Below are 23,327 nucleotides of genomic sequence, written 5' to 3' on the forward strand. Positions count from 1 at the left end.
GCGCCACGAGTTCCACGGCGAGTGGAACTACACACTCCATCCCGCACCGGACGACACGCCCGAACCGAGCTAGATTAATTCATCACAAGCCCTAAAGCTCTTCTGCATTCGTAATCGAGGCAGTCATAGGGCTTCTTCACTGTTGCACCCACGATATTCATCGGTGGCATCCGCCGGGTGGGATTGCCATTCTGTGTCCGCGTGGCACGCGGCGCGAGACAGCTCCCTGTGTCGGCGACCGATCAGCTGCCAACCGGCAAGTCGGCCGAAACCGAAATCGCACACTTCCTCCTCGGGCCGGTGGGTCCGACAATAGGGGCGTGAGTTCTCGACTTTCCGCCGCAGACTGGGCACTGAGTCAGGTCCACGCCGTGCGTGACGATCCTGCAGCCCGTCACGAGCTGATCGCCCGGACCTATCACGGTCCGATCGGCAACGCACCCCGGCACTTGCCGTTCCGCCGGGCGGCTTTGTCGTTCATGCGCTGGCAGCTCGGCCGCGGCGTGCTGGCGCCGCTCAGTGCGATGCCGCCCGGCAGTCCGTGGTGGCGAGCGGTCAACGAGCGGCTTCTGCGGGACGGCTGCGAGGCTGTCGCCCGGAGCGGCGGAATGGGAGGGACGCCGTCCTCGCACACGGTCGATCTGTGGATGCTGTTCGTTGCCGATCCGACCGCACGCACGTGGTATCGGGCCCACAATGCGAGCATCGCCTCCGCCTATCTGGACCATCGCGACCTTGCCTGCACCGAGAGCCGTCCAGAGCGATTCTTCCTCAACGTCGTACTGCTCCGCGTTCTCTATGCCCATGCCTTGGTCGCGGCGCCGCGTCTGGCGCTCGGGCGGCTCGCGCCCGCCGGCCCCCTTCTGGGAGATCCTCGTCTCTCGATGACCGGGATCTTCCTGTCCCTTTCACGGGTCCTCCCGGACCGATATCCCCTCGGGGACGACGTCGCGGCATACGTCGCCGCGGAGCACAACATCGGTGAGATGCTGGATTACGGCCTGATCGGGCCGCGGCTGCAGCAATTATACGAATGGTCAGCCGACGAACTCGACGAGCCGGGGCTACTCGACTGCATTTGCGACGGTAGCCCGACTTATGCCTGGTCCTACTCTGATCGCGAGGTATGGCATCCGGCGAGCCCGCCCGTCACGATTCGCGCGGTTCGGCGGATATTGCCGGCGAACTAGGGGGTCGATCTCGCTCCCGGCCGGCGCTGCCCGGTACCGCGCCCCGGCCGGATTCGGACCGGACGCGACGGAGCCGTTCGAGAAGTAAAGTGCTCCGATGACGGTGCATGAAGACGAAGTAGTGCTGCTCGACGAGGCAGGCGCCCAGGTCGGCACTGCGGCCGAAGCGACACGTCATCGACCTCGAGCGACAGGTCCTGGTCGGTATGCGCGCACGGTGAAATCGACGTGGCCCGGAGTCTGGACCAACAGCTGTTCCGGTCGCCCCTGCCCCGGCGAGAAACTACCGGCAGCGGTAACGCGCCGCGTCGACGCGGAACTCGGAATCATCCCGGCCGACATCACACTGATACTCCCCGATTTCCGTTGCCGGACGATCACGAAGGCCGGCATCCGCGAGAACTCGATCTGCCCGGTCTACCGGGTCACCGTCCACACCCCGCTGGCCCACCCTGATCCGAACGAAGTGGAGATCCCCGCCTGGATTCCGCGGACGGCCCTCGTCGCACGGGCAGGTGACGATGCACGGTCGCTGACACCGTGTTGTCGAGACAAGTGCGGAAACTCCGCCTGCTGGGCGCCGACCCCCGTCGCTGGCAAAAGTACCTGAAAGTTGGGGCGTCAGTACCGGACGTCGCTCTGCAGCATCGGTGGATACACGGTGGACGATTCCCCGTCCACAGTGGTGCCCGCGAACTGGAGCATCGCCCGCTGCTCGCCGTGCATCGGCGCCGGGTAGTTCAATGTCGGCGCCGAGACCTCGTCGAGTGTGCGGAGGTGTTCGGGGCTGAGGGTCACATCCAGCCCGGCGACGTTGTCCGTGAGGTGTTCGACGCGCCGGGCGCCGAGGATGGGCACGACGGTCCCGGATCGGGCTCGCAGCCAGGCCAGCGCGATGGCAGCCGAGGTGGTCGCGAGATCGTCGGCGATTGCGGCGACGGCATCGATGACTACGAACTCGGCGTCGCTCGGACCGCCGACGAAGGCGGTGCGGGCGGAGTCGGTGACCTCTGCGCCGCGGCGATATTTGCCGGACAGGAATCCGTTCTTCAGTGGGCTCCACGGCACCAGCGCCATGCCCTGATCGAGTGCGAGGGGCGCGAGTTCACCCTCGACGGTGCGGGCGAGCAGGGAGTACTCGACCTGCATTGCAATCAGCGGTGTCCAGCCTCGCAACAGCGCCGTGGTCTGGGCCTGCGCGGTCACCCAAGCCGGGTTGTTCGAGATCCCGATGTAGCGGATCTTGCCGGCGCGGACCAGGTCGTCGAGGGTGCGCAGGGTTTCCTCGATCGGGGTGTGGCGGTCCCAGTTGTGCAGCCAGTACACGTCGACGTAGTCGGTGCGCAGGCGCCGGAGGGTCTCGTGGAGCTGGGCGATGATGGCCGCTCGGCCCGCACCGCCGCCGTTCGGGTCGCCGGGAAACAGGTTCGCGAAGAACTTCGAGGCCAGCACCACGCGCTCGCGGCGACCCCGCTGGGCGGCGAAGAAATCGCCGAGGATTTTCTCCGAATGGCCGTTGGTGTAGAAGTTGGCGGTGTCGATGAAGTTGCCGCCGAGGTCGAGGTAGGTGGCGAGGATCTTCTCGGATTCCTCGACGCTGCAGCCGGCGCCACCGGCGTCTTCGCCGAAGGTCATCGCACCGAGGGCGAACGGGCTGACCCGCAGTCCCGAGCGGCCGAGAGTGACGTACTGATCGAGTCGCATGATCTGCTCCTTGGGTATCGGAATGTGCACATCTATCGAAACGCGAACTGCAGTGGCGGCGGTAGATCGATCGCCGCCGGTCGTTGCACGATCCTCTCGATGTCGCCACGATCGGGTTGCCGGACTGCTACCCAGATGCTTTCGTGAGTTGTGCGCAACTCCCCCGACCTGCTGGACGAGATCCGCGGCAGCATCATGGTGCATGCCCGGCCGGATCTGCAGACGCCGATCGATGGGCTGTTGTTGTCGAAAGTGACGGCCGAGTCGGCGGCGCCGGAGTATTCGCTGACCGAACCGCTGCTGGTGATCATGACCCAAGGCGGCAAGCGGCTCCTGCTCGGCGACCGGGTCTACGAGTACCGGGCGGGGCAATGTCTTGTCGTCACCGCCACCTTGCCTGTCACCGGCCACTACATCGACATCAGCGAAGGCGCGCCGTCGTTGGCCATGGGACTGGTGCTGCGCCCAGCCGCCATCGCCGCACTGGTGCTGCAGGCCCCCACCGAACGGTGGTCCCGGGGCACCGCCGGCCTGCCGGCGATCGAGACCGGCGACGCAGACGACGATCTACTCGGCGCCGCGGCCCGGATGCTGCGACTGCTCGACCATCCCGCGGACGCGCCTGTGCTCGCCCCGCTGATCGAGCAGGAGATCCTCTGGCGGCTTCTCACCGGCCCACACGGGAGCACGACCCGCCAGATCGGGATGGCCGACAGCGACCTGTCGCATGTCAGCCGGGCGATCCACTGGATCCGCGACAACTACGCCGAGCCGATGCGGATCGACGACCTCGCACGCCTGTCCAGCATGAGTGCGTCGGCGTTTCACCGGCACTTTCGATCCGTCACGGCCATGAGCCCCTTGCAGTTCCAGAAACGTATTCGACTCCAACAAGCCCGCTCGATGCTGGTCGCCCACCCCGGTGATGTCGCGGGCGTCGGGCATCACGTCGGCTACGACAGCCCCTCACAGTTCAATCGCGAATACCGTCGCCTGTTCGGCGTCTCCCCCGGCAAAGACGCCCAAGGCCTCCGCACGAACACCGCACTATCGCACACCGGTCTCCTGCCCTGACCTGTCGACGAACACCCTTCAGTAGCGGATGCACCCGGTTTCCAGGTGCTCCCGAAGGGGTAAGCGTGGCGAAAGAACTTCGCTGATTCGACGAACATTTCAGTCCTGCTTGCCGATTCACAAGAAGGTGACGAAGGGTACGAGAATGGCCGACCAGTACGCCCGGCAGGATCCCACTACGCAGTACCCCGCTCCCGATCGCGAACACCAACCGGAGCTTCCGCACCCGGGACTGACCTCCGACATGGTGACCGCGCCGGATCACGGCGAGAAGTCCTACCGCGGAAGCGGCCGCCTCGACGGTCGCCGCGCCCTGATCACCGGAGCGGATTCGGGCATCGGACGAGCGGTGGCGATCGCGTTTGCTCGCGAGGGTGCCGATGTCGTGATCAGTTGCCTGGACGCCGAGGATTCGGATGCACGGGAGACTGTGCGACTGGTGGAAGAGGCCGGACGGCGAGGCGTCGTCGCGACCGGCGACATCACGTCGGAGGACCACTGTCAGACTCTCGTGGACCTTACGGTCCATGAACTCGGCGGTCTCGACGTTCTCGTGAACAACGCGGCCTTTCAGATGGTGCAGACGGGTGGTATCGCCGACATCACCACCGAGCAGTTCGACCGCGTCCTGCGCACCAACCTCTACGCGCTGTTCTGGTTGTGCAAGAAGTCCATCGCGGTCATGGAACCTGGATCGACGATCGTGAACACCTCGTCGATCCAGGGCATGAATCCGTCTCCCGGGCTTCTCGACTACGCCACCACGAAGGCAGGAATCATCGATTTCACCAAGGGATTGGCGGCCGATGTGGCGAAACGGGGAATCCGAGTCAATGCCGTTGCACCGGGGCCCATCTGGACGCCGTTGATCCCCGCGACGATGCCCGCCGACGGTTATCGGCAATTCGGAGACGACGTGCCTCTGGGCAGGCCCGGCCAGCCGGCCGAACTGGCACCCCCGTACGTATTCCTCGCATCGAACGAATCCAGCTACATCACCGGAGAAGTACTCGGCGTCACCGGCGGGACGCCCTTCACCTGAACACCGCAGAGGGCGAGGTCACTCCTTCTCGCGGGCGGCGACGATGGCCGCGAGGTCGGCGGCGATGCTCTCTTCGGCGGCAGCTTTGTCGACACCCAGTCCGGTGAGCACACCGACGCCGTCCTCGACCTCGAGCAGGGCCAGCAGGATGTGCTCGGTGCCGATGTAGTTGTGCCCCAGACGAAGTGCCTCACGAAACGTCAGCTCGAGTGCCTTGCGCGACTGAGCGTCGAAGGGGACGAGTGCGGGCACGTCCTCGGCGGCGGGGGGCAGCGTCGCGGTCGCGGCGTGCCGGACCGAATCCAGTTTTACGCCCTGCGCGGCGATCGCCCGGGCGCCGAGCCCTTCGGGATCGGCCAGGAGTCCGAGGACGAGGTGCTGGGGCAGGATCTCGGCATTGTGTGCGGCCTTGGCCTCGTTCTGAGCGCCCACCACCACCTGTCGTGCGCGCGGAGTGAAGCGGCTGAATCCCTGATTCGGATCGAGGTCGGAGGCCTGCCCGGGGTCCTTGGGGACGAACCGCTTCTGGGCGGCCTGCTTGGTGACGCCCATGCTCTTGCCGATCTCGGTCCACGAGGCCCCCGAGCGGCGTGCCTGGTCGACGAAGTGGCCGATGAGATGGTCGGCCAGTTCACCGAGATGTTCCGCGGCGAGGACCGCGTCGGTGAGTTGCTCGAGCGGGGCTTCGGCGTGCACCTTCTTGATCGCGTCGATGAGCTCGTCGAGCCGGATGGGTGGGGTCGCACGGTCTGAATTCTCCATGCGTCAACTCTAAGTTGACGCACGGTTAGCGTCAACCCCGGGTTGTCGCTGTCGGCGTCCGTCAGCCGCCCACCGACCTGCGGCCAGATCTGCTACTTTGATGACTAGTAGATCTAGGGATAGGGGTTCTATGCATATCGAGAAGGATCTGGTGGCGGCTTCGGCCACTCCCCTCGTCCTCGGAATTCTTGCGGAAGGTGAGTCCTACGGGTATGCCATCTTGAAGCGAGTGAACGACTTGTCCGGCGGACGGATTCAGTGGACCGACGGAATGTTGTACCCCCTTCTCCATCGCCTGGAAAGGTTGGAATACGTGTCGGCGTCGTGGGGAGCCTCCGACAGCGGGCGAAGGCGCAAGCACTACACGATCACCGCTGCGGGCAGGGAGATGCTCGCGGAACGGCGCGCCCAATGGGACGTCGTCGCGGATGCGCTGAGCCAGGTGTGGCGCTCCGTCCAGCTGCCCCCAGCCTCCGCCGAAGGATGGTCGTGATGGATACCGACAAGGAACTGGAATCGCAGATCGGTCAGTGGCGGGGCTACGTCGAGCGCCGTCACGCGATATCCGCCGCCGACACGGACGAGATGGAAGACCATCTACGCGATCAAATTTCGGATCTGTCCGCCGCCGGGCTGAGGGCCGACGAGGCATTCCTGGTCGCGGTCAAACGAATGGGCAACGTCGACGACATCTCCCGCGAGTTTGCGCGCGAGCACTCCGATCGGCTGTGGAAGCAACTCGTCCTGGTGCCGGCCGCGTCGGATGGCGATGGCACTCGCCCCACACGTGAGCTGTTCGTCGTTCTCGGGCTCGCCGTGGGCGCGGCACTTTCGGTCAAGGCCGGCGTGGCGACACTCGACGAGCAGGACCTCGCGCGCAACGTCAGTCTGTTCGTCCTTCCGTTCCTCGCCGGATACTTCGCCTGGAAGCGACAGGTGACGCCTCGCCTCGCCGCGGTACTGCTGGTGCCGTTCGCTCTCGCGGCGATTCTGCTGAACGTCTTCCCGTTCGCATCGAACGGCTCCACCGAGGTGATCGCCGCGATCCACGCACCGATCGCGCTGTGGTTCGCCGTCGGCCTCGCGTATTCCGGGGGTCAGTGGCGATCGGACCGGCGGCGGATGGACTTCATCCGATTCACCGGCGAGTGGGTCGTCTACCTGACCCTCCTCGCCCTCGGCGGCGGCGTCCTCATCGGCCTGACGGTCGGCGCGTTCAACGCGCTCGGCCTGAATGTCGAGTGGTTCATCGAGGACTGGGTGCTGCCGTTCGGCGCGGCCGGCGCGGTCATCGTCGCCGCATGGCTCGTGGAGGCGAAACAGAATGTGGTGGAGAACATCGCCCCGGTCCTCACCCGCGTGTTCACCCCACTGACGACTCTCATGCTGCTGGTGCTGCTCACAGCATTCGCGACGACCGGCAGCGTCGTCGACGTCGACCGAAACCTGTTGATCCTGATGGATCTCATCCTCGTGGTCGTCCTCGGTTTGCTGTTGTACGCGATTTCCGCCCGCGACCCCTACCTGCCACCCGACCTGTTCGACCGCCTCCAATTCGTCCTCGTCGTCAGTGCCCTCGCGGTCGACCTGCTGATGCTGTTCGCCATGCTCACTCGAATCGCGGAATTCGGATTCACCCCGAACAAGGTGGCGGCCCTCGGAATGAACCTGGTCCTCCTCGTCAACCTGACTTGGTCGGCCCATCTCGTCCTCGGGTTCCTCCGCGGCCGCCGCGGATTCAGCTCCACCGAACGCTGGCAGACCCGTTACCTCCCCGTCTTCGGCGTGTGGGCGGCCTTGATGGTCGGCGTTCTCCCACCGGTTTTCGACTTCGTCTGACCACACTGCGGAGCTGATCCAGATTGTTCTCTTCGCAAAGGGAATTCACGGCGTACGGCCCGTCGTACTGGGCCATGATCGCGCTGTTCGCCGTCGGGGCCGCGATTCTGGTCTGGCTCGGACGAAGGCAGACCGAATCGCAGGCCCGGCGCCTGGGCCGCGTCCTTGCGGTGCTGACTGCCGCGATATACGGCGCGACGCTGGTCCATTTCTCGATTCCGCCCACGATCGGCGGCTCGGTACCGCTGCGCCTCACCGATCTCGCGACCGTGGCGGCGGCCTGTGCGCTGTGGTCCCGGGCGCAGTGGGCCTACGCGCTCACGTACTACTGGGGACTCGTGCTGAGCACCCAGGCGTTGATCTCGCCTGTTCTGACCGGTCCGGACTTCCCCCACTACCAGTTCCTCGCGTTCTGGGCGATTCACCTGCTCGTGGTCTGGGCGGCCATCTATCTGACGTGGGGTCGAGGGATGCGGCCCCGGTGGCGCAGCTACCGGTTCACGGTCCTGGTCACGGTCGTCTGGGCGGCAGCGACCTTCACGTTCAACCGCGTCGCCGGAACCAACTACGGCTTCCTCAACAGAAAGCCCGCCACCGCGACCCTTCTGGACGTTCTGGGTCCCTGGCCGGTGTACCTGCTGACCGCGACGACGCTGATTCTCGTCGTGTGGGCCCTGATGACCTGGCCGTGGGAGCGGGCACGACGGCGCACCGAGGAAGACCCCCGGCCCTCCTGACCATTTCCGGGAATCTTTGGTATCACGCGATATCTTCCGAACGACGCTGCCGCTGCGTAACATCAGGATCATCTCGCTGGAATCCCTCTGGAGGCCGACGTGGGTGGACTTGGTATCGATCTCGGAACTGCCAACACTGTCGTCGGAACTCCCGACGACGGCATCGTACTGAACGAGCCGTCGTTCATGCTGGTTCGAACGAAGGATCCGCACCGTGCTCTCGCGATCGGCACGGAGGCGCGAAGTCTCGTCGGCCGCACTCCAATCGGAATCACGCCGGTTCGACCGATGCGTGACGGGGTGATCGTGGACCTGGAGTCGGCGCGGGCATTCGTCACGGCCGTCATCAAACGGGTCTCCGCCGCCAGGCGATACGGTCTGCGGCCCAAGGCCGTCATCTCGGTCCCCGCGGGCGCAACCCCGCTGGAACGTCGGGCGTTGCTCGAGGTCGGCCACGAGGCCGGCCTGCGGAAAGTGGGGTTGGTACCGGAGCCGGTGGCAGGTGCGCTCGGTTGCGGAATCAACCCGATGGAACCACGCGCACACCTCGTCGTCGATATCGGCGGCGGCACTTCGGAAGTCACCGCCATCTGTTTCGGTGGCATTCTCTCTCACCGCAGTTGCCGCGTCGCGGGCGACGAATTGACGAACGCGCTGTACCAGTACCTGAGGGCAGAGCACAAGATCGTCGTCGGCGTGCTCACCGCCGAGCGCGCCAAGCTGGGTGAACCCGACACCGCCGAGGGGCAGTCGCTCGTCGTCGAGGGCCGCGACGTCGTGACCGGCCGCGCACGCCTGGTGACACTCGAGACCGAAGAGATCGTGGAGGCGTTGCGGCCGACGACAACCGGAATCGTGCAGACATTGACGGAATGCCTGGACGACCTCCCCGCCCAAGCGATCGGTGACGTGATGTCGGAGGGGCTGCTGGTCATCGGTGGCGGGGCGTTGCTACGCGGGCTGTCCCAGCTACTCGAAGAGTCCTTCGGGTTCCCGGTGAAGACCGCCGAGCGCCCGCTCACCTGCGTCGCCGAGGGCGCTACGGCTTGTCTGGCGCACCCTGAGGTGGTTGCCGCCTACAGCGCCTGATCACCGAATCGGCGTCACGACGGGCGGTCGCGGAAAGTAGTGCTCGAGGAGTTTCTTCACCACGGGCCCCGCCGTCGCCGATCCGAAGCCGCCGCCGCGGATCAGCACCGACACCTGGATCTGGGGGTCGTCGAAAGGCGCGACCGCGGAGAACCAGGCGTTGAGTCCTTCCCCGGGCGCCGACGGATCCTCCGCCGTACCGGTCTTGGCACCGGCCGGTACGGGCAGGTCCGCGAGTTGCCCGGCGGTCCCTGCCGACGCGGACGCCCGCATCCCTGCCCGGACTGGACCGAGCAGGTCGGCGAAGGGTAGACGCTGCGGCGCCGCTGTCGGTATGGGCACCGAGTCCGACCCGTACGCCGCCGCGAGCTGGGGCGTCACCATCGCGCCGGTGGCGATGCCCGACGTCCAGCGCGCCACCTGTATCGGGGTCGCGCTGACGGTGCCCTGTCCGATACCCATCAACAGCGTCGACCCGGGATACCAGGTGGCCCCGATGCTTCCGACGTTCTCCGGGGTGCCGAGAAATCCTTCGGCCTCGCCCGGCAGGTCTATGCCGGAACGCCGGCCGACGCCGAGTTGATCCGCGACGTCCGCCATCTTCTCCGGACCCAGGAGTTCACCGAGCTTGTAGAAGTAGACGTTGTCCGACCACTGGATCGCCTGGAGCAGATTGTGCGGGCCCATCGGTTGCCAGTTCCGGAAGGTGTGGCCGCCGTAGGTGTAGGCGGCGCCGGTGTCGATCACCGCGTCCGGCGACAGCACCGGGTATTGGGCATTCGTCGCCGCGACGACGATCTTGAACGTGGAGCCGGGCGGGACCGCGGTCTGGGTGGCGTTGTTGACCAACGGGCTCGGCCCCGGGGTCTGGCTCTGCGCCGCGAGGGCGACGAGGTCGGCCGGAGGTCCGTAGACGTTGTTGTCGGCCCCCGGGACACTGGCGAGGGCCAGCACGGCTCCCGTCCGCGCGTCCATCACGACGGCGGCACCGAGGTCGCCCTTGCTGGTTCGCATCGCCTCCACGAGCGCGTCGGTGGCCAGGTTCTGCACGCGGATGTCGAGGTGCAAGCGCAGATCGTGGCCCCGTACCGGATCCACGCGTTCGCCGGTCGCCACCGGATGTCCGGACGGATCGACATACATGCACTGTTTGCCGTCGCCGCCGCGGAGCAGAGCGTCGTACTGCTTCTCGAGTCCCGCCTTGCCGACGCGTGACCCGAGCGCGAGATGCGGCCAGCGTTCCATGTCGTCGGCGTCGGCGACCCCGACGTGTCCGAGGACGGAGGCGAGCACGGCACCGTAGGGGTACTGCCTGCGGCCGGTAGGCACCACGAGGACACCGGGAAGTCGCGCGTCCACGATGCGCCGAGCCTGGTCGGGCGCGACTCGGCCGACTTCCACCTGCGACTCGCCCTCGCCACCGGCATCGATCAGGGCCGCGACCTCGTCGGGCGACCGGGCGAGCAGCGCGGCCAACCGGTTCCGAGCGTCGTCGTCGTGCTCGTCGAACATCCTGGCGACCACTGCAACGGCGTACTCGGCCACGTTCACCGCCAACGGAACACCGTTGCGGTCGAGGATCAGTCCGCGCTCTGCGGGCAGGCGGATGCACCGCATCATCTGCTGGTCGCTCATCGCCCGAAATTCCGCACCCCGGTCGTGTTGTAGCTGCCAGGCGAACACCGACATCGCGACGAGTGCCGCGGTCATCGTCACGGTGCCCGCGGACATTCCGCGTGGGCGGCGTCGCCGTCGCGGCTCGGCGGCCCACAGCGGTCGCCCGACGCCGTCTCGGCGCACCGCGAGCACCAGTCCGATGGCGACGAATCCGACGATGGCAGCGGTGCCCCCGTAGCTGAAGAGGGGAATCGGCATGCCGGTGTGGGGCAACAGCGACAGACTCTGACCGATCGACACCAGCGCGTGGATGCCGAACAACGCGCCGATTCCGGCCGCGACGAGTGCGGCCTCGCGAGTGCGCGCCGTTCGCGCGGAGAGTGCAGCCCGCCACACGATGACGGAAGTTGCCACCACGACAGCCAAGCCGGCGATCAAACCCCACCCGTACACCAGGCTGGCGAACGCCAGATCGTGCTCCGATTCGGGAAGATACTCGGCCCGCACCGCGTACATCGGGTCGCGCGCCAGCCCCCACAGGCCACCGCTGCCGATCGCGATGTTCGCTTGCAACTCGGCCCATCCCGCGCCGGCGGGGTCGGCGTTGCTCGACAGGAACACGTGGACCCGTTCGAGCTGGTAGGGGCGGAGGAAGAGCACCGCCAGCGGAAGCGACGCGATACCCAGCACGAACAGCGGAACCAGAGGCAGCAGCGGGACCCGGGCGAGGATGAGCATGAATCCCGCCGTCGCGACGAGGACGACGGCAGTCGACAGGTCGGGTTGCAGTGCAACGAGTGCCACGGGCACGCCCACGATCGCCAAGGTCGCGAGGAATCGTGCCAGGGTGAACCCACCCGCGAGCATGCTTGCGGGTACGAGAACGAGAGCGAGCTTGGCCAGCTCGGACGGCTGCACGGTGAATACGCCGAAGTCCAGCCAGCGCTGGGCGCCCTTGGTCGCGACCCCCGCGAGGGGCACAACCGCCAGCAACACCGTCGCCGTGGTGAACACTGCCCAACCGAAGGCCCGGAGATCACTCATCCGCAGGCGGGACACCACATACATGATGCCGAGACCGGCAACGGCGAAGAGCGTGTGGCGAACAGCATCTGCCGTCTTGCCTGTCGAGAGCAGATTCAGAAGGCCGAGCACGACGAGAACGATCGCCGCACCGACGATCCACGGGTCGGATTCATGCTTGTCGTCGTGCTTGCCGTCGTGCATCCCACCCCTCCCCCCGGCGCTCAGCAGCGAGCGTTCTCGGCGGGCACCAGCAGCGGCTCGGACGCGGCCGTCGCCGGGGCGCTGGTGAGTGCCGCGACGGCGAGCGCGGCGCCTGGCGGCAGATCTGTCCGGACGATGCCGTACACCTGTTGTGCCCCGGGCTGAACGGGCAGCGTCACGTCACCATTCGTCCGCACCTCGCCGGAACAGAGGTCGTACACGTTCACCCTCCAGGTCACGGCGCCGACAGCTGCTGCCGGATCGAGGCGAATGTCGACGCGGATCGCGCACGCTTGCCCGGGCCTGCACTCCCCGTTGGCGCGCGTGACCGTGACGAGGGTGATCGGGCCCGCGCTCCCGGGGGCACCGACGTCGACGGGCTGCGGCGCCCGGCCGACATCGGTCGTCGCCGGCGCGGGCTGATCAGCCGGGGGTTCCGGTGGAGGCGACACGGGCCGAATCTGATTCTGCTCCGCGGGATTCACGGGATTCAGGACGGCGTCCCATCCCCGGCGCAGCTCCGACCAGACCCGTGGAGCCATCCACGCTGCAGCGACGAGGATCAGGATCGCGATCAGGCCGAGGACTCCCTGCCGCCGAGACGGTCGTTTCCTCTTGCGATGCCACGGATTCCGGACCGGCGGGAACCAGCCTGACGGTGCGAGACTGGATCCGGCCGCCACATACGGCCAGTCCTGCACGCCCGTGGGCTCCTCCACCACCCGGCTGTCAGGACGCGGCTGTCCCGTGGTGGCCGCGACGAGCGCGGCAAGTTGGCAGCGCTTCCTTCTCTCCTCGGCCGGGTCGACGTCGGGTGCGATCGCTTGACGGACCCGTTGCACCAACGCATCCAGATCTGTTGTTTCGGCGAGCGATTCGTGCACCCGGTCGGCGAGTACCGAACCGCGACAGTTCGTCGCGATGGTTCGGAGAAGTTCGGCCACCTCCTCGCTCGTGTCTTGCCGGGACGCACAGCCCGCGAACTCGATCGTGAGCTGTCCACTGTCGGAGACCGTCACGTTCCGGAGGCGGAGTGGGTAGGGCCCCTCGCCGCGCGCCAGTTCGAGCTGACGGAGCGCATCCGCGACGAGTAGCGCAGCCTGCGATGGTGTCAACGCCGCCACCGCCAGGAGTCTTCCGAGCCCGACACCGCTGACACGTTCGTCGTGATCGATGTGTTCGGGCGGGTCGGATCGGGCATCGGCGGGTTCGGTTCTCCTCGCAAGGAGCCCTGTCACTGCTTCGATCATCGCGCACCCCGACGCTATGCCTCCCGCACGGTTGAGACGCGACCGGAGCGGGCGGCGGCGGACCTTGAGTTGGGCTTACTCGCTGCAGAAATCCATTACGCCTGCGTCATTCCATTTAACTCCGAGCCATGCTCCGGCGTCCGAGAAATCGCCTCGTCCGCTTCGACACAATTCGGTGTCGTCGATCCGGACAGCTGAAGCGCCCCGGTGCCTGTCAGCTCGCACTCGGCGGTACCCCGAACGCTTGCATCACGACCGCACCCCAGTCCCGCCACATCGGGCATGGTGGAGGATCCCGGTGGCCCAGGAACCGGATCACCTCGTCGTCGAAGGCAGCCGATGTGGGCAGCGACGAGTGCGCGGCGCGGACCGGGCAGCCATTGCGTTCGACGTCCAGCCGCCAGCCGTGCGGCATCAGTGGAAGATCGGCAGCCGAGGTGATAGTCAGAACACGCACGTCCCCGGGCAGCGGCTCGCCGAGAATGGCTTGTGCGCTGCCCGCGGTGCCGAGCAGTTGCCGCGCCGCGGGTGTGTCGGGGTCGAAGTGGAAGAAGACGATGTCGGTCACGGGCGCCGCCCACCGCAACAGGTCGCCGAACACCCTGCCCCGTCGGTCGACATCCGGAGGCGGAAAGCCGAGCGGGGTTTCCGGAAAGACACCCACCAGCACCAGCACATCGACCCGCGCCCGACCCGTCGCGACCGCTTCCCACGCAATCCAGCCGGCATGGGAATGTGCGGCAACGGTCAACGGCCGCTGCAGGTTCGCGGTCTGTTCGGCAAACAAGGTGACCTGTTCCTCGACGGGGCGCTGGGTGTCGGCAGGTTCGTACGGGGCCCCCGATCTGATCGGACACGTCGAGTCGCGCTGAGGCTGCCCGTCACCGGGGCCGGCGTAGGAGAAGTAGTAGACCTGATCGCATTCGTAACCCAGCCGGTGCACGTCGGCCCGGTGGATGCTCCCCTGCCCCGAACGCGAATTGATTCCGGACAGGAGGAACAGCGAACCGGCCTGTCGTGACCCGGGTTCCGGATCGTCGTAGCCTCGTGTCCGAACAAAGATCACCGACGCCGCCGTCACCACGACGAGCACGGCAGCAAGCGCCGCGACGGGCCGGGTGACCGGCGCACGGTCCATCGCCCACACCGTCAGTCCCGTCGCCGCAGCCGAGACCGGCACGAGCAGTGCGGTGAGGGCCGGGACCCGGTCGGCCAGAGCGCCGAGCCCGAGGACCGCCGCGCAGTACGGCACCATCACCTCGATCCGCAGGCCGCGGCGCCACGCCCGCGCCATCGCCCCGCGCAGGGTGACCCCGCCCTGCCACGGGACCGGGCCGAGTATCAGGACCAGCAGTCCGATCAGCGCCACCGCCGGCCAGAACGCCCGCGAGTACAGCGTCGCGTAGGCGGTCGCGTCACCGAGCGTCGCCAGAAGGACGGGGCCGAACGCCGTCGCGTAGAACACCGCGGCGAAACGGAGGCGTCGCGCATCGAGCCCACCGAGAAGCCAGGCCATCAGCACGACCCGCACGGCCGACACCACGGCCAGCAACACCAGGAACTGAGGCCAGGAGGCGGTACGCACCACCAGAAGTCGCAGGTCCGCGAACTGATCCAGCGGCGGCAGCGCGACCAGGTGCAGCAGACCCGGCCAGACGGGAACCATCCCGCTCACCGCGAGCACGACGACGAGCGCCGCGACGGCGGCCAACGGCAACCACCGCGTCCACTTCGTCGACGTCATATCTTTCGCTGTACTCGCTGTTCGTGGTCCTGCACAACCCATGCGCAGACCACGCGTGAAAGATTCTCACGTCCGCAGCCCGGTAAGGGCAGCACTCGCCCGGACGCAGGACGTCGTGCCGGGCAACGGGATTCCGGAACGAACACCCTGTGCGCGCGGTTCGTCGGATTTGTGACCGCATCTCGGAGGATGATCACCTCATGGAACGTGCGGACGTCGGAAACCACGGGACGCTGATGACGTTCGACCAGTTCGCGGACATCTTCCGGGACGTCGCCACCCTCGGCGTCGTCAAGGACGACTTTCACCGATTCGACGACGTCGTCACCGCGAAACTCTACGACCTGCTCCTCGTCGCGCAGGAGAGCGCGGCGGCCCAGCACCGGCACGTCGTCGAATCCACCGACCTGCCGATCACCAGAGGCTTACAGGAGAACATCGGATTGTTCCGCGAGCTCGGCCCCAGCCTCCGGGTAGACCCGATCGTCGAGCGACTGGCCGCCTATCCGCCGCTCGACGGCATCCTCGCAACCGGAACCCGATCGGGACTCCCCGATATCACCGGCGGACTCAGCGTCGCCCTCGCGCGCACCTTCCGCATCGTCTACCCCGAGTTGAGGACCGTGCGGGCACGAACCACGCACTGGTCGGTGATCAGTACCCTCGTCGACCTCTATCTCTGACGCCGCTACCGCGGCAAGCCACCTGTTTCTTCACGCCTTCGGAACACCCCCCGGGGTGCAAACGTCCACCCCTGGATGGATGGCCCACCACCCCATCAGGGGGCGTTGCCGGACCCCCGTAACGGCGAAGACTGGTGTTCGTCCACAAGGGACACGGAAATCCACACACCACACTCAGGAGCAACGCAATGAACTCGACGAAGACACGCATCGCCGCAGCAGCCGCAACGGGCACCGCCCTCGGACTGGGAATGTTCATGGCCCAGAGCGCCACCGCCGCCGCCGCACCCGCCCAGTCGACGTTCCCGCAAGTCGTCTCCCCCGAATCCGGACTCTCCCCGTACAAGGTCGAGGTCAGGGACCGTATCGGCTGCGCAAACGCATGGCCCATGGTCGCCTGCGACGCCCCCGACGAAGACGTGCCCCCGCAGGTGACCCTCGTCGAGCCCGGCACCACCCTGGTCGAGCCCGGTGGCACAACCCTCTACGGCCCCGCCGCCGCTTCCGTGAACTCCCAGCAGGCCGCCACCATCCACCAGGTCAACTACCCCCTCGAGCCCGACGACGGGGTGATCTCCCACCCGCTCGATCCCGACATGCCCTGGATGTGACATTCGTTCGACGCCGACTCACTCAGGATCTCCAGCACAGTCTCGCGGCCACCGGGGCCATTGGCCTCGGCGGCCGAGACGTGTGCGAAGGCGTGCCGTGCACACTTTCGGAGTATTTAGAAAGACGAACCATCGATGACATCCGCATCCGCGAGGAGGACGATGAAACAGACCAGTCTCGTCCTGATCGCGGAACGGGTCTCGTAGTGACCGGTTTTTTTCACGCGATTCAACTTCTCCGCATTCCGATCGAACGTGAGGCGGCCCAGATGACGGCAGAAAACGTGATGGGCGCGCAAATCGCCGATCAAGAATGTCAAGACTGCGGCTACAAGCCGGAGCTGAAGCGAACTCTGGGCTCCTTTCAGGTGTTCGCGGTCTCGTTCGCGTTCATCTCGGTGGCGGTCGGGATCTTCGGCACCTACGACGATGTACTTCGAGACGCCGGTCCGGTGGGGATCTGGCTCTGGGTCATCGTGGCGTTGGGGCAGACCCTGGTGGCGCTGGTGATTGCCCAATTCGCGGCCCGCATCCCACTCAGTGGCTCCTCCTACCAATGGGCCTCGCGGCTGGCCAACCCGAAAGTCGGCTGGTTGTTCGGTTGGCTGACCTTCTGCTACCTGGCGCTCGGCGTGGTGACGGTCGACAATGCGATGGCAAGCTCCGCACTCATGCCGCTGTTCGGCATGCAGCCCGACGAGGACACGGCGCGGGTGATCACGCTCGTAGTGGTACTTGTTCAGGCGGTGCTCGTCGTGTTCTCCACCCGCCTCGTCGGCCTGATCACGTCGGGCGCGGTGGGGCTCGAACTGGTGATCGTGGTGGTGCTGGCGATCGGGCTCTTCGTCGCTGTGGCGATCACCGGCGAGGGCTCGGTCGGCAACCTCACCTCCCGCGGTATCACCGAGGGAGCCCCCAACTATTTCGCTGTCGGCGGCGGGTTGATGGCCGCGATGATCATGGGGCTCGCCACGCTCGTGGGCTTCGACTCCGCGGCGAATATGGCTGAGGAAGCCAAGGATCCGTTTCGCAGCGTCCCGCGCGCGATCGTGGGATCGGTCGTGGCGGCGGCAGTGCTGGGACTGGTGTTCCTGATCGCGCTCACGATCGCGATCAAGGACATCCCCAGGGTGAGCGCCAGTGAGACGCCGGTGGCGGCGATCCTGCGCGATCAGCTGGGTCCGGTGATGGAGAGGACGCTACTGGTCGCGATCGCGTTCGCATTTTTCGGCGCCGGGATGGTGACCCTGGCCACCTGCTCGCGGATGGTGTTCGCGATGTCGCGCGACGCACGTTTCCCTGCTTACCGGCTGATGCGTCGGGTCAACCCGCGCACGCAGACCCCCATTCCGGCGACCATCTTGATCGTCGTCGTGGGGGTCGTCCTGATGGCCGTGCTGCCGGGTGGCGCACTGCTGGAGTTGCTCACGGTAGGGACGGTCATCTCGGCGGTCCTCTACGGCGCGATAATCGTCCTCTATCTTGCGGTACGGAGGCGACTGGACCGTAAGGAGGGCGCGTTCGATCTCGGGCGCTTCGAGCTGCCGATCGCGATCGGTGCGCTCGTGTGGTCGGCTGTCGTGCTGTTCGTGATCGTGTCGCCCTCGACGGCTCTGACCTCAATCCTGATTGCGGTCGGGTTGCTCCTCGCGGGCGGGTTGTACTTCGCCTACCTGTTGATTTTCAAACGCGAGGTACTGGACACCGAGCCGGGAGACGCCGATGTCTTCTCGCACTGACCGAGAGGTGAAGCCCCTCCGCGCCGCCACCGCCATGCTCACCGGTGACGTGGTGCGTGCCGGCGATTCCGGTTACGAGGCGGCGCGGGTCGGGTGGAATCGCCTGTATTCCCGCTACCCCGAGGCGATCGTGTTCTGCTGTGACACGCAGGACGTGGTCAACGCGGTCCGCTGGGCTCGCGAGGATGGCATCGCCCTGCGTGCCCGCAGCGGTCGCCACAGCCTCGAGGGCTGGTCGTCGATCGACGGTGGGTTGGTCATCGACGTCAGTCGGATGAAGAGCATCGTGATCGACGAAGCGGCGCGCACGGCGACGGTCGGGACGGGGCTGACGCAGCAGGAGACGGTCGCGGCGCTCGGGCAACGCGGCTTCGTCGTTCCGACCGGCTCGGAGGGCGGCGTCGGTCTCGGTGGTGTGATTCTCGGGGGTGGCTTCGGACTACTGACCCGCAGCATGGGCATGGCGTGCGACAACCTGCTCGCCGCGGAGGTGGTGGTGGCCGACGGCGCGCGCTCGGCGAAGGTCGTGGAGGCCACCGAGCACAGTAACTCCGACCTGCTGTGGGCGTGCCGCGGTGGGGGCGGCGGCAATTTCGGGATTGCGACGTCCTACACGTTGAGGCTGCACGAGCTCTCGAACGTCGCATTCCTGGTTGCGAGGTGGACCGGTCACGGCGACCTGGGCGCCGTGCTTCGCGCCTGGCAGCGCGACGCGCCGGTGGCCGACGAGCGGCTGACCAGCGCGCTCGAGGTGGATTCCACGGCGGTCGAGCTGTCTGCGCTGCTGTACGGCGGTTCGCGGCGAGAACTCGAGGACCACCTGCGCTCGCTGCTGACGATCGGCAATCCCGACGTGACCGTGACGGAGGGCGCCTGGCCGACCGTGTACGGCGAGGTCGACAGGGGGCCGAACGACGTCGCCCTCTGGAAGTTCTACTCCCAGTTCGTCACCCGGCCGTTCCCCGACGAGGCGATCGAGCTGATCGTCCACTACATGGGCAACACGCCCAGCCCGCCGAGCAATTTCTTCTGCTCGAGCTTCGGCGGGGCCGTGCGGCATGCGCCGCCCGGCGGGTCCGCGTTCCCGCACCGCGATGCGCTGTTCTACTGCGAGCCGGGCGCCGCCTGGAACGACCCCGCCCTGAACTCGACGGCACTGGGCTGGGCGGCCGACTTCTGGCGCGCGCTGCGCCCATACGGCGACGGCGCCTACGTCAACGTGCCCAACGCCGCCGCATCGGACTGGGAACGCGAGTACTACGGCTCCCACCGCGAGCGGCTGCGCGAGGTCAAGGCCACCTACGACCCGGAGAACGTGTTCAGCTTCGAGCAGAGCGTGCCCCTGTCGCCGGCCGACCCGTCCCGAGTCCTACGCTGGGGCGATGGCGGTCAACCGGAGTCGCAGGGCCAGGGGCGCCCGTAAACGCAAGCGTCGGATGGAGAGTGTCGAGCACGACCTCACCGCCGAGCAGTGGAGTGCGCTCACCGAGGCGTGGGGTGGCTGCGCGTACTGCGGCGCGACCGACAAGCCGCTGCAACGCGACTGCGTGCAGGCACTGTCCCGCGGCGGGCGTTACACACTCGACAACATAGCCCCGGCCTGCGGCTCGTGCAACGCCAGTAAATGCAACGACGAAGTCACCGGCTGGCTGCGGCGCAAACGGCTCGACGAGCGTGCCTTCCTGTTGCGTCACATCGAGATCAAGACAGCGCTCACGCTACGGTTCCCCACACCCCCGGACACCGAACTCGAGGCGCCGGAAACAACCGCCCCGTGACCTGCCGGTGACGACCGCGTCTGCTACTTGGTGCCGAAGAGGCGGTCGCCGGCGTCCCCGATGCCGGGCAGAATGTACCCGTGCTCGTCGAGTTGGCGGTCGACGGCGGCGGTGTAGATCGGGACGTCGGGATGCGCCTTGTGCAGGGCGGCAACGCCTTCGGGGCAGGTCAGCAGGCAGACGAACTTGATGGATTTGGGACCGCATTCCTTCAGCCGCTCCACCGCCGCCACGGCGGAGTTGCCGGTGGCCAGCATCGGATCGATTACCACCACGTCGCGCTCCTGCAGATCGCCGGGCATCTTGAAGTAGTACTCCACGGCTCCGAGGGTCTTGGGATCGCGGTAGAGACCGATATGGCCGACGCGCGCACCCGGCACAATTGTCAACATGCCGTCCAGGATGCCGGTGCCCGCGCGCAGAATGGAGACGAAGACCAGCTTCTTGCCGTCTATGACCTTGCCGGTCGTGAACTCCAGCGGTGTCTCGACATCGATCTCCTGCATCGGGATGTCGCGCAGGACCTCATACGTCATGAGCGCGGAGATCTCGTTCGCGAGTCGACGAAAGCTGTTGGTGGAAGCGTCCTTACGGCGCATCATCGTGAGCTTGTGCTGCACCAGCGGGTGGTCGATCACGTGTACCGTGCCCATGTATTCGTCCTCGTTTCGTTCTAGAAGACCGTGCCGTCACTGACCACGGCCAGTGGCGGCAGCCCACCACGCGAGCGCTGTGCCAGCACACGGCCCGCCGCCCAGGTGCCGCCCTCCAGGACGCAGGCCAACGGCATCTCTCCGGCATCCACGCCCAGGCGTGCGCGCACGAGCGGGGCCAGTTCGTCCAGGAGCGCTACCGTCAGCGCGCGCCACTCGACCACCAATTCGTCGCCCGCCGTCCAGGTTTGCGCAGCCCAGGCCGGATCGTGCAGGCGGAGCACGCCGGTGTCGAGAAGCAGACCGCCGTTCCGGTATTCGGGCAGGCCGGTCAGCTCGTCCAACCCGACCACCTGAACGCCCGCCCACTGGAAGGGCTCCAGCAACGAATAGCTCAGCCACTGTGACAGTTTGTGAAACGGCATCCAGCCCTGGGTCAGCCCCGGACCGGCCACTGCGTCGTGACGCCAGCAGTCACCCAACGGCTCGGCGCCGATGGCGTTGCCCGCGGGCCAGATGCCCGACAGCGACGTCAGGAGCTGCGACAGGATGTCGTGGGCCGCGACCGTCGCCGGGGCCGCACCCTGCGGCGCGACCAGCAGGTCGAACAGGCCACCCGGCCGGCCGTGCTGGCCGAACACTTCGGGCCGCGCGGCGAGCGCGTCGCCCAGCCGTCGCAGCAGCAGCACGCGACCTTCGAGACCTACCAACGGATTGGACGGGCCGGCCTGGAACACCTCGCCCAGCCGGTCCGTGTCCAGACTGCGCAGTCCGGCCGCATCGACCTGCAGCGGGTGCGCCGCGTCGCTGGAGAACAGGCCGCCAAGGAACGCGTGCCAGCTCGCGACACCCAGGCCCTCGGAACGGCCGAAGCGCTGCCCGCCGGCAACCTCGTGGTACTGCCAGTCGGGACCGGCTCCTGCATCGAGCAGCACGCTGACCACCGCCAGGTCGATCATGGCGCGGGCGCGGTCGGGCGAGTCCAGCGCGGTCAGCCGTGCATCCAGCTCGGCCTTGCGGTCCACGCCGCCGGCTTCGAAATGACGCCACCGGCTGTGGTACGGGATCTTCAGGTCTGGATAGCGGGCACGCGTGACGTCCACGACCTCGGCGGCGGCCGTCTGCAACGCGTCGTCGTCGACGCCGAACCAGAGCGAATCGCCGTCGCGCGCACGGAACAGCAGCTGTCGCGCGCGTTCCCGCACGGCCGACGTGGTACGTAGTGCCGCGGCTGCACCCTCCGCCCGCCCCGTGTCCAGGACGGGACCGACGCCGATCATGCTCATCCGTCCAGCTCCCGGCCCTTGACCTTCGCCAATTCCACAGCATCCGGCACCAAGCCCGGCGTGAAGTAGCCGGCCGCCATCTTGGCGTCGATCTCCACGCGCGCGTCGGCCGGGATCAGATCCGCGGGGAGGTCCACCCGCTCCCCGACCTCGATACCCGAGCCGGTGATGGCGTCGTACTTCATGTTGCTCATGGAGACCAGGCGGTGGATCTTTCTGACGCCCAGCCAGTGCAGCACGTCGGGCATCATTTCCTGGAAGCGCATGTCCTGCACACCGGCCACGCATTCGGTGCGGGCGAAGTACTGGTCGGCCGTGTCGCCGCCCACCTGGCGCTTGCGCGCGTTGTAGACCAGGAACTTGGTCACCTCACCGAGCGCACGGCCCTCCTTGCGGGAGTACGCCACCAAGCCCACGCCACCGCGCTGCGCACCCTGGATGCACTCCTCGATCGCATGCGTGAGGTACGGGCGGCAGGTACAGATGTCGGAACCGAACACGTCCGAGCCGTTGCACTCGTCGTGTACGCGTGCGGTCAGCTCCACCCCAGGATCGGCAAGGTCGCGCGCGTCGCCGAAGATGTACACGGTCTGACCCCCGATCGGGGGCAGGAACACTTCGAGGTCCGAGCGGGTCACGAGCTCGGGATACATGCCGCCGGTCTCCTCGAACAGCACGCGGCGCAGATCCGCCTCGCTGCAGTGAAAGCGCTCCGCCACACCCGGCAGGTGCCAGACGGGTTCGATCGCCGCCTTGGTGACCAGCGCAGCACCGCTGGGCAGCAGGAAGCGGCCGTCCGGGTGCAGGCGACCTTTCTGGATGGCCTCCATGACCTCCGGCAGGATCACGTGTGCCTTGGTTACGGCGATGCTGGGGCGGATGTCGTGACCAGCCGCCAATTCGGCGGCGAAAACCTCGGCCACCGTGGCACCCCACGGGTCCAGGCTCACGATCTTGCCGGACTCGCTCCACTGCGGGTACGGGCCGATGATGTTCGTGGGCGCGGTATCGGTGAGGTCGGCCTTGTGATGGCGCGACAGCGCGCCCGACGCCACCGCCAGTGCCCGGTAGATGCTGTACGAACCGCTGTGCGTTCCGATCACGTTGCGGTGGGCGCGGTTGGTGGTGGTGCCGACCACAGGCCCGCGCTCGGACGCCGAGGGTGCTCCCCAGTGGATCGGCAGGGCCCCGACACCGCCGCTGTGTGACGTCAATCGGATGTGGCCGCCGGAGGACTCGGGGGTGGCGGCGACGGATTCAGCGGACATGGGTTCCTCCGTTAAGAAGGCCCGGCGGCACGGC

General features: G+C 67.0%; 21 protein-coding genes. 13 read left to right on the forward strand and 8 right to left on the reverse strand.

The genetic code is table 11. The features are described 5' to 3' along the window. Nucleotides 1-320: 320 nt before the first annotated feature. A complete protein-coding gene (locus tag ACFWAY_RS24140) occupies nucleotides 321-1,190 on the forward strand; it encodes a hypothetical protein (protein WP_378456889.1) in 870 nt (289 codons plus the stop codon). Between the two features lie 97 nt (nucleotides 1,191-1,287). Continuing rightward, nucleotides 1,288-1,800, forward strand: a complete 513-nt coding sequence (locus ACFWAY_RS24145; RefSeq protein ID WP_378512407.1) for an NUDIX domain-containing protein — start codon at nucleotides 1,288-1,290, stop codon at nucleotides 1,798-1,800. Between the two features lie 11 nt (nucleotides 1,801-1,811). Here ACFWAY_RS24145 and ACFWAY_RS24150 read toward each other — a convergent pair whose 3' ends face one another. After that, the gene (locus ACFWAY_RS24150; RefSeq protein WP_378456887.1) at nucleotides 1,812-2,894 is read right to left on the reverse strand and encodes an aldo/keto reductase; all 1,083 of its coding nucleotides are present in this window, start codon (nucleotides 2,892-2,894) and stop codon (nucleotides 1,812-1,814) included. Between the two features lie 150 nt (nucleotides 2,895-3,044). Between ACFWAY_RS24150 and ACFWAY_RS24155 the strand changes: the two genes are divergently transcribed. Beyond that, nucleotides 3,045-3,968, forward strand: coding sequence for an AraC family transcriptional regulator N-terminal domain-containing protein (locus ACFWAY_RS24155; protein WP_378456886.1), 924 nt, complete (start codon nucleotides 3,045-3,047; stop codon nucleotides 3,966-3,968). Nucleotides 3,969-4,113: 145 nt separating this feature from the next. Continuing rightward, nucleotides 4,114-5,010 carry an SDR family oxidoreductase gene (locus tag ACFWAY_RS24160; protein ID WP_378456885.1) on the forward strand — a complete coding sequence of 299 codons (897 nt, stop codon included), beginning with the start codon at nucleotides 4,114-4,116 and terminating at the stop codon, nucleotides 5,008-5,010. A gap of 18 nt (nucleotides 5,011-5,028) precedes the next feature. On the opposite strand, the gene ACFWAY_RS24165 is transcribed toward ACFWAY_RS24160, so the two are convergent. Beyond that, nucleotides 5,029-5,772 (reverse strand): Clp protease N-terminal domain-containing protein, encoded by a 744-nt coding sequence (locus ACFWAY_RS24165; RefSeq protein ID WP_378456884.1) that lies wholly within the window; start codon nucleotides 5,770-5,772, stop codon nucleotides 5,029-5,031. A gap of 130 nt (nucleotides 5,773-5,902) precedes the next feature. On the opposite strand from ACFWAY_RS24165, the gene ACFWAY_RS24170 reads away from it, so the two are divergent. The 4 genes from ACFWAY_RS24170 (at nucleotide 5,903) to ACFWAY_RS24185 (ending at nucleotide 9,437) form a co-directional block, all read left to right on the forward strand. Continuing rightward, complete coding sequence (locus tag ACFWAY_RS24170; protein ID WP_005246523.1) at nucleotides 5,903-6,265, forward strand: PadR family transcriptional regulator; 363 nt, start codon at nucleotides 5,903-5,905, stop codon at nucleotides 6,263-6,265. Further along, nucleotides 6,265-7,611: a permease prefix domain 1-containing protein gene (locus tag ACFWAY_RS24175; protein ID WP_378456883.1), complete on the forward strand. Its 1,347-nt coding sequence runs from the start codon at nucleotides 6,265-6,267 to the stop codon at nucleotides 7,609-7,611. Before ACFWAY_RS24170 ends, ACFWAY_RS24175 begins: the two co-directional genes overlap by 1 nt. A gap of 23 nt (nucleotides 7,612-7,634) precedes the next feature. After that, nucleotides 7,635-8,348, forward strand: coding sequence for a TIGR02206 family membrane protein (locus ACFWAY_RS24180; protein ID WP_378456882.1), 714 nt, complete (start codon nucleotides 7,635-7,637; stop codon nucleotides 8,346-8,348). 99 nt (nucleotides 8,349-8,447) lie between these two features. Further along, the gene (locus ACFWAY_RS24185) at nucleotides 8,448-9,437 is read left to right on the forward strand and encodes a rod shape-determining protein (protein WP_378456881.1); all 990 of its coding nucleotides are present in this window, start codon (nucleotides 8,448-8,450) and stop codon (nucleotides 9,435-9,437) included. Here the strand turns inward: ACFWAY_RS24185 and ACFWAY_RS24190 are convergent, their stop codons facing one another. The 3 genes from ACFWAY_RS24190 to ACFWAY_RS24200 form a co-directional block, all read right to left on the reverse strand. After that, nucleotides 9,438-12,281 carry an FtsW/RodA/SpoVE family cell cycle protein gene (locus ACFWAY_RS24190; protein ID WP_378512408.1) on the reverse strand — a complete coding sequence of 948 codons (2,844 nt, stop codon included), beginning with the start codon at nucleotides 12,279-12,281 and terminating at the stop codon, nucleotides 9,438-9,440. A 20-nt stretch (nucleotides 12,282-12,301) separates the two neighbouring features. Further along, entirely contained in the window at nucleotides 12,302-13,531 is a 1,230-nt protein-coding gene (locus tag ACFWAY_RS24195) for a hypothetical protein (protein WP_378456879.1), read from the reverse strand. 214 nt (nucleotides 13,532-13,745) lie between these two features. Further along, the gene (locus ACFWAY_RS24200) at nucleotides 13,746-15,275 is read right to left on the reverse strand and encodes a hypothetical protein (protein ID WP_378456878.1); all 1,530 of its coding nucleotides are present in this window, start codon (nucleotides 15,273-15,275) and stop codon (nucleotides 13,746-13,748) included. A 200-nt stretch (nucleotides 15,276-15,475) separates the two neighbouring features. On the opposite strand from ACFWAY_RS24200, the gene ACFWAY_RS24205 reads away from it, so the two are divergent. The 5 genes from ACFWAY_RS24205 (at nucleotide 15,476) to ACFWAY_RS24225 (ending at nucleotide 20,086) form a co-directional block, all read left to right on the forward strand. After that, nucleotides 15,476-15,958, forward strand: a complete 483-nt coding sequence (locus ACFWAY_RS24205; protein WP_378456877.1) for a DUF1931 family protein — start codon at nucleotides 15,476-15,478, stop codon at nucleotides 15,956-15,958. 188 nt (nucleotides 15,959-16,146) lie between these two features. Beyond that, nucleotides 16,147-16,569, forward strand: coding sequence for a hypothetical protein (locus tag ACFWAY_RS24210; RefSeq protein ID WP_378456876.1), 423 nt, complete (start codon nucleotides 16,147-16,149; stop codon nucleotides 16,567-16,569). 269 nt (nucleotides 16,570-16,838) lie between these two features. Next, a complete protein-coding gene (locus tag ACFWAY_RS24215; protein WP_378456914.1) occupies nucleotides 16,839-18,308 on the forward strand; it encodes an APC family permease in 1,470 nt (489 codons plus the stop codon). Next, on the forward strand, nucleotides 18,292-19,731 hold the full coding sequence (locus ACFWAY_RS24220; protein WP_378512409.1) for an FAD-binding oxidoreductase: 1,440 nt from the start codon (nucleotides 18,292-18,294) through the stop codon (nucleotides 19,729-19,731). The genes ACFWAY_RS24215 and ACFWAY_RS24220 overlap by 17 nt, the downstream gene beginning before the upstream one ends. Before the next feature lie 13 nt (nucleotides 19,732-19,744). After that, the gene (locus ACFWAY_RS24225) at nucleotides 19,745-20,086 is read left to right on the forward strand and encodes an HNH endonuclease (protein ID WP_378456913.1); all 342 of its coding nucleotides are present in this window, start codon (nucleotides 19,745-19,747) and stop codon (nucleotides 20,084-20,086) included. A 23-nt stretch (nucleotides 20,087-20,109) separates the two neighbouring features. Here ACFWAY_RS24225 and upp read toward each other — a convergent pair whose 3' ends face one another. The 3 genes from upp to ACFWAY_RS24240 are packed head-to-tail and all read right to left on the reverse strand — an operon-like array spanning nucleotide 20,110 to nucleotide 23,293. Then, nucleotides 20,110-20,739, reverse strand: coding sequence for a uracil phosphoribosyltransferase (gene upp / locus ACFWAY_RS24230; protein WP_005246597.1), 630 nt, complete (start codon nucleotides 20,737-20,739; stop codon nucleotides 20,110-20,112). 20 nt (nucleotides 20,740-20,759) lie between these two features. Continuing rightward, entirely contained in the window at nucleotides 20,760-22,025 is a 1,266-nt protein-coding gene (locus ACFWAY_RS24235; protein ID WP_378512410.1) for a URC4/urg3 family protein, read from the reverse strand. After that, nucleotides 22,022-23,293, reverse strand: a complete 1,272-nt coding sequence (locus ACFWAY_RS24240; RefSeq protein ID WP_378512411.1) for a GTP cyclohydrolase II — start codon at nucleotides 23,291-23,293, stop codon at nucleotides 22,022-22,024. Before ACFWAY_RS24240 ends, ACFWAY_RS24235 begins: the two co-directional genes overlap by 4 nt. Between the last annotated feature and the right edge of the window lie 34 nt (nucleotides 23,294-23,327).

It is taken from the genome of Rhodococcus sp. NPDC059968 (assembly GCF_042738615.1).
Lineage (GTDB): Bacteria > Actinomycetota > Actinomycetes > Mycobacteriales > Mycobacteriaceae > Rhodococcus_F.

What these genes read in the sequence shown, in the direction of transcription:
- ACFWAY_RS24195 (WP_378456879.1), bottom strand. Translation starts at nt 13,531, where the DNA reads ATGATCGAAGCAGTGACAGGGCTCCTTGCGAGGAGAACCGAACCCGCC.
- ACFWAY_RS24235 (WP_378512410.1), bottom strand. Translation starts at nt 22,025, where the DNA reads ATGAGCATGATCGGCGTCGGTCCCGTCCTGGACACGGGGCGGGCGGAG.
- ACFWAY_RS24160 (WP_378456885.1), top strand. Translation starts at nt 4,114, where the DNA reads ATGGCCGACCAGTACGCCCGGCAGGATCCCACTACGCAGTACCCCGCT.
- ACFWAY_RS24150 (WP_378456887.1), bottom strand. Translation starts at nt 2,894, where the DNA reads ATGCGACTCGATCAGTACGTCACTCTCGGCCGCTCGGGACTGCGGGTC.
- ACFWAY_RS24175 (WP_378456883.1), top strand. Translation starts at nt 6,265, where the DNA reads ATGGATACCGACAAGGAACTGGAATCGCAGATCGGTCAGTGGCGGGGC.
- ACFWAY_RS24240 (WP_378512411.1), bottom strand. Translation starts at nt 23,293, where the DNA reads ATGTCCGCTGAATCCGTCGCCGCCACCCCCGAGTCCTCCGGCGGCCAC.
- ACFWAY_RS24225 (WP_378456913.1), top strand. Translation starts at nt 19,745, where the DNA reads ATGGAGAGTGTCGAGCACGACCTCACCGCCGAGCAGTGGAGTGCGCTC.
- upp (WP_005246597.1), bottom strand. Translation starts at nt 20,739, where the DNA reads ATGGGCACGGTACACGTGATCGACCACCCGCTGGTGCAGCACAAGCTC.
- ACFWAY_RS24190 (WP_378512408.1), bottom strand. Translation starts at nt 12,281, where the DNA reads ATGCACGACGGCAAGCACGACGACAAGCATGAATCCGACCCGTGGATC.
- ACFWAY_RS24215 (WP_378456914.1), top strand. Translation starts at nt 16,839, where the DNA reads ATGACGGCAGAAAACGTGATGGGCGCGCAAATCGCCGATCAAGAATGT.
- ACFWAY_RS24210 (WP_378456876.1), top strand. Translation starts at nt 16,147, where the DNA reads ATGAACTCGACGAAGACACGCATCGCCGCAGCAGCCGCAACGGGCACC.
- ACFWAY_RS24170 (WP_005246523.1), top strand. Translation starts at nt 5,903, where the DNA reads ATGCATATCGAGAAGGATCTGGTGGCGGCTTCGGCCACTCCCCTCGTC.
- ACFWAY_RS24145 (WP_378512407.1), top strand. Translation starts at nt 1,288, where the DNA reads ATGACGGTGCATGAAGACGAAGTAGTGCTGCTCGACGAGGCAGGCGCC.
- ACFWAY_RS24205 (WP_378456877.1), top strand. Translation starts at nt 15,476, where the DNA reads ATGGAACGTGCGGACGTCGGAAACCACGGGACGCTGATGACGTTCGAC.
- ACFWAY_RS24200 (WP_378456878.1), bottom strand. Translation starts at nt 15,275, where the DNA reads ATGACGTCGACGAAGTGGACGCGGTGGTTGCCGTTGGCCGCCGTCGCG.
- ACFWAY_RS24220 (WP_378512409.1), top strand. Translation starts at nt 18,292, where the DNA reads ATGTCTTCTCGCACTGACCGAGAGGTGAAGCCCCTCCGCGCCGCCACC.
- ACFWAY_RS24165 (WP_378456884.1), bottom strand. Translation starts at nt 5,772, where the DNA reads ATGGAGAATTCAGACCGTGCGACCCCACCCATCCGGCTCGACGAGCTC.